The organism is Bacteroidales bacterium (genome assembly GCA_018334875.1).
Lineage (GTDB): Bacteria > Bacteroidota > Bacteroidia > Bacteroidales > UBA12077 > JAGXLC01.
Map to the genome: position 1 here is coordinate 1 of JAGXLC010000170.1, position 8571 is coordinate 8571.

9 protein-coding genes are annotated in these 8571 nt (G+C 41.8%); 4 read left to right on the top strand and 5 right to left on the bottom strand.

The window, feature by feature from the left end:
* The first annotated feature begins 129 nt into the window (after window positions 1-129).
* Window positions 130-816 carry a hypothetical protein gene (locus KGY70_13070; GenBank protein ID MBS3776118.1) on the top strand — a complete coding sequence of 229 codons (687 nt, stop codon included), beginning with the start codon at window positions 130-132 and terminating at the stop codon, window positions 814-816.
* Window positions 813-1541, top strand: a complete 729-nt coding sequence (locus tag KGY70_13075; protein MBS3776119.1) for a DUF3307 domain-containing protein — start codon at window positions 813-815, stop codon at window positions 1539-1541. The genes KGY70_13070 and KGY70_13075 overlap by 4 nt, the downstream gene beginning before the upstream one ends.
* A gap of 69 nt (window positions 1542-1610) precedes the next feature.
* Here the strand turns inward: KGY70_13075 and KGY70_13080 are convergent, their stop codons facing one another.
* The 3 genes from KGY70_13080 to KGY70_13090 all read right to left on the bottom strand — a co-directional run bounded on the left by KGY70_13080 (window position 1611) and on the right by KGY70_13090 (window position 4765).
* The gene (locus tag KGY70_13080; GenBank protein MBS3776120.1) at window positions 1611-2012 is read right to left on the bottom strand and encodes a HAMP domain-containing protein; all 402 of its coding nucleotides are present in this window, start codon (window positions 2010-2012) and stop codon (window positions 1611-1613) included.
* A gap of 232 nt (window positions 2013-2244) precedes the next feature.
* The gene (gene gap, locus KGY70_13085) at window positions 2245-3237 is read right to left on the bottom strand and encodes a type I glyceraldehyde-3-phosphate dehydrogenase (protein MBS3776121.1); all 993 of its coding nucleotides are present in this window, start codon (window positions 3235-3237) and stop codon (window positions 2245-2247) included.
* Window positions 3238-3547: 310 nt separating this feature from the next.
* On the bottom strand, window positions 3548-4765 hold the full coding sequence (locus KGY70_13090; protein MBS3776122.1) for a CapA family protein: 1218 nt from the start codon (window positions 4763-4765) through the stop codon (window positions 3548-3550).
* Window positions 4766-4928: 163 nt separating this feature from the next.
* On the opposite strand from KGY70_13090, the gene KGY70_13095 reads away from it, so the two are divergent.
* Window positions 4929-5453 carry a hypothetical protein gene (locus KGY70_13095; GenBank protein MBS3776123.1) on the top strand — a complete coding sequence of 175 codons (525 nt, stop codon included), beginning with the start codon at window positions 4929-4931 and terminating at the stop codon, window positions 5451-5453.
* 192 nt (window positions 5454-5645) lie between these two features.
* Window positions 5646-6065, top strand: coding sequence for a hypothetical protein (locus KGY70_13100; protein MBS3776124.1), 420 nt, complete (start codon window positions 5646-5648; stop codon window positions 6063-6065).
* A 266-nt stretch (window positions 6066-6331) separates the two neighbouring features.
* Here KGY70_13100 and KGY70_13105 read toward each other — a convergent pair whose 3' ends face one another.
* Entirely contained in the window at window positions 6332-7309 is a 978-nt protein-coding gene (locus KGY70_13105; protein ID MBS3776125.1) for an aldo/keto reductase, read from the bottom strand.
* A 252-nt stretch (window positions 7310-7561) separates the two neighbouring features.
* Window positions 7562-8571 (bottom strand): hypothetical protein (locus KGY70_13110; GenBank protein ID MBS3776126.1); only part of this gene is annotated, 1010 nt, incomplete at its 5' end.

An 8571-nucleotide genomic window follows, 5' to 3' on the forward strand; every position in this document is an offset into this window, starting at 1 on the left:
TTTATTTATAACAGATTAACATCCATAAATGTTTTATTGTATTTATGATAAATTAAATTCAGTAAAAATAAACGGCAAATATACTGATGATTGTAAATTATCAGTATATTTGCCGATAAAGCTCTTTTTATGAATTACGGAACGATTTCAGGTGATATCATTTCTTCCACTTCTCTTTCCGGTAATGATAAAAGAAGATTGGAGAAGGGCATTACCGGTTTATTTGAAGATCTTACCAATAGATATGCCGCTGCAGGATTCTATGCCCGGCTTGTTCAGGGGGATCATGTGGAGTGTGCCATGAGCGCTCCAGAATTTGTGCTCCGTCTGGCCCTGATAATTAAAACTTATATCAAATCGTTGGAGTTACCGAAGGATGAACCCAGGGATAAGCGAATTGAACGGTTTAAAGAGCATGGTCTCCGACTGGCTGCGGCTGTGGCTCCTCTGGATACATTGGACAGAAAAGCGGGTATAATAGATGGAGAAGCCATAGAACTGTCCGGGAGAGCCATAAAAAATATGGATACTTCAGACAAACAAAAAGTGATCATTAAAGATACCATGTTTTTTTGTTCACCGGATAAAGGGACAGAGGAACAGTTTGCGCCGGTGTTTGCTCTTCTGGATGTATTGCTCTCTAAATGTTCAGCAAAACAATGCCGGGTAATTTATTATAAGTTGCTGGGATATAATGAAGGAGAAATTGCCAAGATACTGAAAAAATATCAGTCTACTATTAATCAGCACTCTACTGCTGCCGGATGGCATGCTATTGAAAAATCTGTGAAATATTTTGAAAAAATAATCCTATGACCCTGCTTTATAAACTATTAATATTACAGTTTACAGCCCATATACTGGCTGATTTTATGCTTCAGGAGAAAAACTGGATTGACCATAAGGAGAAAAAACTCTTCGCCAAACAACATGTGTGGCATGCCCTCATTATTTTTATCACCTCATGGGCTTTGTCTTTTCATATTGGATTTTGGAAAGGGGCGCTGGTTATTTCGGTACTTCACCTGGGTATGGATATTCTGAAAAGCCTTTTTAAGGTGAGAAAAGATAAAAATTATTTTTTTCTTGATCAGTTTGTTCATTTAATTATCCTGGTTGTAATTTCTACGCTTTATGTGCACTATTTCGGGTATGCGTTACCTTTTGGTGCTGACGTAAAAATATTGGCAGCGATTTCTGCTGTTGTGCTTTGTCTGAAACCGTCCAACATCATCATCAAAAATCTGCTGGATGTTTTTGATATTGAAGCCCCAAAGGAGAAAGGAGTGAGGAAAAATGCGGTGGATCAGGAAGAAGAAGCTAAAGGTTTGCCCAATGCAGGTAAGCTTATTGGTATTGTTGAACGTCTGCTGGCTTTCATGCTCATCCTTTCAGGCCAATATAGCGCTGTAGGATTCATTTTTGCTGCAAAATCCATATTAAGATTTCGGAATACGAAACATTCTGAATATGTGCTTGTAGGTTCCCTGTTGAGTTTTGGAATTGCCATTTTTTTGGCATTGGGTGTGTCTGAAATTTAATTTATCGGCAAATAAACCGATAAACTATAATTATCGGTTTATTTGCCGATTTTTAATTTCATTTGCCTATTATTGTCCGTTATTGCTTTGCTTTGTTTTCATTCCCGCACCATTTTCTGTATATTCTTTTTCTTGGTTTCCAGCGGAATACGTATTATTCTGATATTCCCGGGTACTGCTGGAGCTGTGGTTTCCATTTCCTGAGCCGGCATTAACGGAAGATTTGCTTGTCGTTTGAAAACCGGAATTTTGCCTTTCCTCAATAGAGAAGTAAGAGATGATCTGAATGTTCTCAACAATTTCTCTAAGTTTGTAAACCATTTGATTGATGGCTTGACCCAGCGTGCCAATCTCGTCGTTCTGCCTGATATCAGCCCGGACTTTAAGATTTCCTTCTGACACTTCCCTGGCAATGTCTCTCAGTTCTTTCAGGGGATTAACCAGTCGACCCACAAAAAATATAAGCAACACTTCCTCCGAACCCACAGAATAATAAAAGGGATCGATAATAACCTCACACCTATATGGAGGTTTTTTTCAAAGGATATAAGATGACCGGTGATGTAAATCATCGTGAGGGAGTAATATATATCATATAATCAGAATATAATGGAAAGAAAAAGCCGGTTGAACACATGTTTCAACCGGCCCGGAAAAGTGTTTTTTGAGAAGTGAAGATTACTCAGAAAGGCACAATCTGATATTATTCCTGCGCTGCCTCTTTTACCATCTGACTGGCATATCCCCATTCATTATCATACCAGCTCATGATCTTAACCAGATCTCCGTCAACTACCTGGGTCATGGTTAGATCCACAACAGAAGCCCGGGGATCCTTAACGATATCAGCAGATACAATACCATCTTCGGTAACTCCCAGAATATCTTTATATCTTTTGCTCCGTGCTTCTTCACGGAAGATGTCGTTGAGCTCCTTCCTGTCTGTAGGTTTGCTGGTAACGAATACAATATCTGCCAGACTTCCTGCAGGTATGGGTACCCTCACAGCCACTCCGTTAAATTTTCCCTTGATATCGGGAAGCGCTTTGGCAGAAGCCGTTGCTGCACCTGTAGTGGTAGGAACCATATTGGCGGCACCCGCTCTTCCACGTTTGAATTTTGTGGCCGGAGTATCAACGAGGCTTTGAGTAGACGTATAGGCATGAATGGTGCTCATGGTGGCTTTTTCTATACCTATCCTTCGTTTCATGACCTCCACAACCGGCGTTATACAATTGGTAGTGCAACTGGCACATGAGATGATTTGTTTGTTTCCTTCATTTTTATTGACACCATGCACCACGGTTTGCATTTCTTCGCTTTTCGTGGGAGCTGACAAAATTACCTGTTTTGCCCCGGCGTCCAGATGCTTTTGCAGTTCTTCGGTTTTTGTAAATAATCCCGTGCATTCAAACACTACATCAATATCATGAGATTTCCACGGCAATTGGGAGGGATCCTTTTCACTGTAATAGTAGAATCCATAGTCTTCTATGGCAATGCTTTTTGCATCCTTGCTTCTGCATACCTCTTTTTCATACCGGCCGTACACGGTATCATATTTTAACAGATAAACCATGTTGGCAATTGGCGCTATATCATTCACTGCGACCAGTTCCATATCCGATCGCTCCATGATTATTTTGAGCGTCGCCCGTCCAATTCGTCCGAGTCCATTAATAGCAACTTTTTTCATACTAACCTCCGTTTTTTATTTATAGATTGTTATCATTATTAGAACCGAAATCGTTCAAAATATTTGTGATTGGTTGAGTAGAACCTGAGGGGCCATGCATGCTCCTTTGATTAACTGCAGTCAATTCATGTTTAAGTAGGACAAATTCAGATAGTTTTTTGTTTGGGCTGAAAATACTTTTCCGGGAAGATTGTTGCTGAGATAGAGTATTGAGGAGGCTTTTCACTTCCGAATAAGGACAATAGGTTTTGAAAACCGTATACAATTCGGCTGAATTTCAAGCGCCATAGGAGTCTCCAAAGCCATGAATTTATTCCCAATGCAGGGAGAAGGTATTATCTTGATTTAATACAACGCTTGTTCCGAGTTTTTTTCCTTCTCTGTTCAGCATGGAGCTGAGCCATTCGGCATCTTTTCCTGAAACGTGATTGAGCCTGAGATTTCTGATCTGCATGGGAACGATTTTCATGGAGATCAGGTTGCCGTTTTCGGGATGGATTTTTGGAAAATACATCAGCGTAAGGTCGTCGCGGTATTGATTGTGCCCGCTAATGCCTTCATAGTCGTTTATGAAATCACCGGCTCCGTATAGAATCAGCTTGTTTTTATATACTTCAATACCCCTGGGATGATGCGATGAATGTCCATGTATCACATCCACATCTGCCTCATCTATTAATCGGTGGGCAAATTTACGCTGACGTGCGGGTATCTCATAGCCCCAATTATCGCCCCAGTGTATGGAAAATACCACAATATCTCCGGGTTGCTTTGTGGATTGAACGTCCTGTTTGATTCTTTTCAAAGAACTCGTATCCAGATGGGAAAGCAGGTTTACCCCGGATTGCTCTGAAGTGGCCTTCCAGTTTTGTAATAGTCCGCTGGTTGGAGAACCATAAGCTAAAACGATTACCCGCTGTTCTTCATTGTTCAAAACGGCCAGCTTACGTGCATCTTTCAGGTTCTTTCCGGCGCCGGCATACTGAATCCCTTTATTTTCAAGGTTTTTTAAAGTCTCAAGAAGCCCCTCCCTGCCCCAGTCCATGATGTGGTTATTGGCAAGCGAGCAAAAATCGATCCCTGCTTCTGTCAGGACTTTTGTATTTCCTGGATGCATGCGATAATGAATGCCTTTGCCAGGCCAGGGTTCATCATGAGCAGTAATGCTGGTTTCCAGATTAATGATTTTGAAAGTGGGATTGATCTGCTCCCATACTTCCTGTGCGTCGCCCCATATATAATCATAGGAGACGGGTTTGTCAATGGAGCCTTTTTCTTGTTCTGCCAACCGGACATAGTCCCGTGCATCTTTTACATAAGATTCGTAAATCCGTGGATCAACTGACTGGGGAAATATCTGGTCCACACCCCTTCCGGTCATCACATCCCCGCAAAGGAAAAGTGTGATTGCAGATGAAGACGAATGAAATACCGGAATGTTTATGGATGGTTCCGCGAGTTCCTGTATAACAGAAGAACCCGGAAGCAATAGAATGCCGGTCAATATGATAATCAATTTTGGAAGCATATATCTACCTTCTTTTTATATTAACGGATAGAACCTCGTGTTTTATATTTGCTCGGAGTACATTAAAAAAATAATAGGTATTTGCATTGTTCCGTTATTCTAAGACAATTTGGGAATTCATCGACAATGAGTTAATTGTTTGTTAACATAAAAAGCGGGTATTATGAAAATCCTCTGGCATATCTCTACCACAGAAACCCAGCATAATTCTTTCAAAAGCGGTCATCTGATCAATAAATGGGCCGGTGCCCATCCGGAAATTTTCGATGAGGATGACCTCCGGCTGGCCAGAGAAGAGGCCAAGTATGGATATAAGTTTTATGAATGGATGGCGGCTGTTATCATTTACAATACCATAGGCTATTTTTCACTTATGAAAGAATATGAGCTGACCAGCCATGAGCGAAAGCATGAAGCTTTTAAGCAAATAGTTGATCCAAAGACTTTTCAGTATATTATGGCTCCCAAAGAGGAAGAGAATTATTGCCCTGATCTTTTTTGCTATTCTGTCGACATCGATGATTGGTTTTTCTGCGATGTGAAAGGAAAAGAAGATGAATGGAATCTTGACCGGCTGGCTTTTTTTAAAAATCTGAAGAACATCACGGGAAAGGAGGTTAGATTGGTAACTATTGATAAACAGTCTACAGTTCGTGAAAGTGGAGGCATTGCTTTTACCCATGAGTAGGAAACAGCAACCCTGAAAATTCAGAAAATAGATGTTTACCTTATTTGATTTGGTTATTTTTTTTGTATTTTCGTTTTGATGATTTAAGTCACTGCAATCTGGCTGTCAGGAGCAATGTAAACAAAAAGCCTTAAATTATTGATATTTTTTTATACAATGGTTCAATCAAATTTTAAAATGGGAGATGAAAAAATGAAAAAGTTACTTTCACTTTTACTGGTTACATTTATGCTTTCTTTCTTTATGGTCGGATGTGCCGGCAAAATCTTCGTGCAGAGTATGAATATAAATCCCTCAAATCCTTCACCTGGTGATGAGGTGGTTGCTCGTGTTACACTCAATAAGTTCTCCGAGAAAGTGGAAACTGTTAAAGGCAAAGTGCGGGAATACCCTCAGTATTCTTTTACTTTTAACAACAACGGCGAAGATGGTGATGAAAAAGCAGGAGACAATATCTGGAGCAGGAAAATGGATATTCCGTACAATGCTCCCTCCCAGACTTTTCATCTGGACATCACTGTGTTGGATAAAGAAGGCAATATCATTGCCACGGAGAATGCCGAAGACGAGAATCGGGAAGAGAGCGGGACCATTGATCTGAAGATTGAATGATGGGCACGGAGGTATTGATTTACTGATATTGATTTAGTAGAATTAAGAAATACTCTAAAGTCTGTTTTCTTTAAAATAAATTGAATGGCCCCCGGAGGCACGAATAATAACTCATTCGTGCTTCCGGGGCATCCATCTCATGAAAACATGGATTTAATCACCGGTATTTCGGGAGGTTTGTTGCTGGGTGCTAAGATTGATCGGGACGCTCACCGAATTTCCCCGGAACGATTGGTTGCCTTGGGCCGGCTTAATTTTAGTGAACCTTATGCCATAAGTCCATCTACATAGCCCGGTTTCATCCATTCCACATTTTCATGGTTGAAAAAGGGTCTTAATTGGGCCTGCAGCTCATTCATCCTGGATTCGGACAGCTTTTGAAAATTCCTGATGATCTCAATGTTGGTGTCAATCACCTCTTTGCTGTCCATGGCGATGTTGGCAGCGGTAACATGATCCAGTGACAGGGCATATTTTATCAGATCGGTTGGTCTCAGTCGGTTAATACTTTCTCTGGGCCGTATTACTTTCATGCCCAGTACACCCAAGTTTTTGGCGGCTGCTGCAGGCATGGCCCTTTCCTCAAAGTTCTGGTTTTCCTGCATGTGATTTAGTGCTATGAGCATGGTATCCAGATCATAGTTTTCTGCCACATACTTCATTGCTTTTGCGGATGTATGTCCCGTGAATCCAATAAAACGAATGGCTCCCTGCCGTTGATAATCTTTTAAAACCTGGTATACACCATCCAGATTTCTGGCATCTTCCATCCCGCTGATAGAATGGATTTGGTAAAGATCGATGTAATCGGTCTGCAGCTTTTCAAAGCTTCTTTCAATGGTCCGTTTAGCCCCCTCAGCATCCCTTTCCTGGACTTTTGTTGCCAGAAATACTTTTTTTCTGTGGGTTTTCAGCAGCCGACCCAGTCTTTCTTCACTGTATTCACTCACATTTTTGTAGCTGGCTGCGGTATCCCAGTAATACAATCCTTTGCTTAGGGCATATTCGAGCAGTTCCAGGCCCTTATCCGTGTCTTCTTTCATAAATCTTGAACCGGTACCATAGGTGATCATGGGTATCTTTACGCCGGTTTTGCCAAAGGTCCGGGTGGGCAATCCTTTGGGGTCATAATGAACTGAATGATCTTTGCTCCAGGCCACTTGAGGTACTAAGCCAACGGCAGCGGCAGCATAGGCTGTCCTTTTTAAGAATTCGCGACGGCTGATGTTATTTTTAGTTTTCATAACTGAAAGAATTTTAGGTGAAAACAATTAAGGAAATAAAGCATGTATATGGTTTTTGATTGAATGCAACAAAATATCTAAATATGAATATGTAAAAGTAACAAAAAAATTTGAGGAAATGTTTCGTAACTCCACCATCTTTCCAGTCCAACAATAAAACCCCTAACCAAATAATAAAGGTGGCCTGGGTTAGGACCACCTTTATTATAAGCATTGGGTGTTGATTTTGTATATTTTGTGTTGCTTATAAAATCAAGCCAGATCAAAACGATCCAGGTTCATGACTTTATCCCATGCTGCCACAAAGTCCCTGACGAATTTTTCCTCGGCATCATTGCCTGCGTAAACTTCAGCCTGGGCTCTCAACTCTGAATTGGAACCAAAGATAAGATCTGCCCTGGTTCCTTTCCATTTTTCCTTGCCCGACTGCTGGTCGTATCCGACAAAGGATTCTTTTTTATCAGAAGCAGCTTTCCAATCGGTATTCATATCGAGCAGGTTTACAAAGAAATCGTTGGTAAGCACTTCCGGGCGCCTGGTGAAAACACCATCTTCAGAGTGATCAAAGTTGGTGTTCAGCACACGCATACCTCCAACAAGAACTGTCATTTCCGGGGGAGTCAATGTGAGCAGCTGAGCTTTATCAATCAACACCTCTTCGGTGCATTCCGCATATTGTTTTTTATGATAGTTGCGAAAACCATCGGCTTCCGGCTCCAATACTTTAAAAGATTCCACATCGGTCCATTCCTGAGATGCATCCGTACGTCCGGGTGTGAAGGGCACGGTTACATCATAACCCGCATCCTTTGCAGCTTTTTCAACACCAGCACATCCTGCCAGCACAATAAGGTCAGCAAGAGAGACTTTTTTGTCGCCGGATTGAGCCTTGTTAAATTCCTTCTGTATGCCTTCGAGTGTCTCCAATACCTTGCTGAGCTGATCGGGATTGTTGACTTCCCAGTCCTTTTGTGGAGCCAGCCGGATGCGTGCGCCGTTTGCACCGCCTCGCTTGTCCGATCCGCGGAAGGTGGAAGCGGATGCCCATGCCGTGGACACCAGCTGGCCAACTGTCAGGCCGGAATCCAGGACTTTGGTTTTTAATTTAGCGATGTCCTTTTCATTGATCAAGGTATGATCCACTGCCGGAACCGGGTCTTGCCAGATCAAATCCTCTTCGGGTACTTCGGGTCCGAGGTAACGGGATTTGGGCCCCATGTCGCGGTGTAATAGCTTAAACCAGGCCCGGGCAAAGGCATCTG

Bases quoted from the DNA above. Each gene is read 5' to 3' on its own strand.
- KGY70_13095 (MBS3776123.1), top strand. From the start codon at position 4,929: ATGAAAATCCTCTGGCATATCTCTACCACAGAAACCCAGCATAATTCT.
- KGY70_13105 (MBS3776125.1), bottom strand. From the start codon at position 7,309: ATGAAAACTAAAAATAACATCAGCCGTCGCGAATTCTTAAAAAGGACA.
- gap (MBS3776121.1), bottom strand. From the start codon at position 3,237: ATGAAAAAAGTTGCTATTAATGGACTCGGACGAATTGGACGGGCGACG.
- KGY70_13090 (MBS3776122.1), bottom strand. From the start codon at position 4,765: ATGCTTCCAAAATTGATTATCATATTGACCGGCATTCTATTGCTTCCG.
- KGY70_13070 (MBS3776118.1), top strand. From the start codon at position 130: ATGAATTACGGAACGATTTCAGGTGATATCATTTCTTCCACTTCTCTT.
- KGY70_13100 (MBS3776124.1), top strand. From the start codon at position 5,646: ATGAAAAAGTTACTTTCACTTTTACTGGTTACATTTATGCTTTCTTTC.
- KGY70_13075 (MBS3776119.1), top strand. From the start codon at position 813: ATGACCCTGCTTTATAAACTATTAATATTACAGTTTACAGCCCATATA.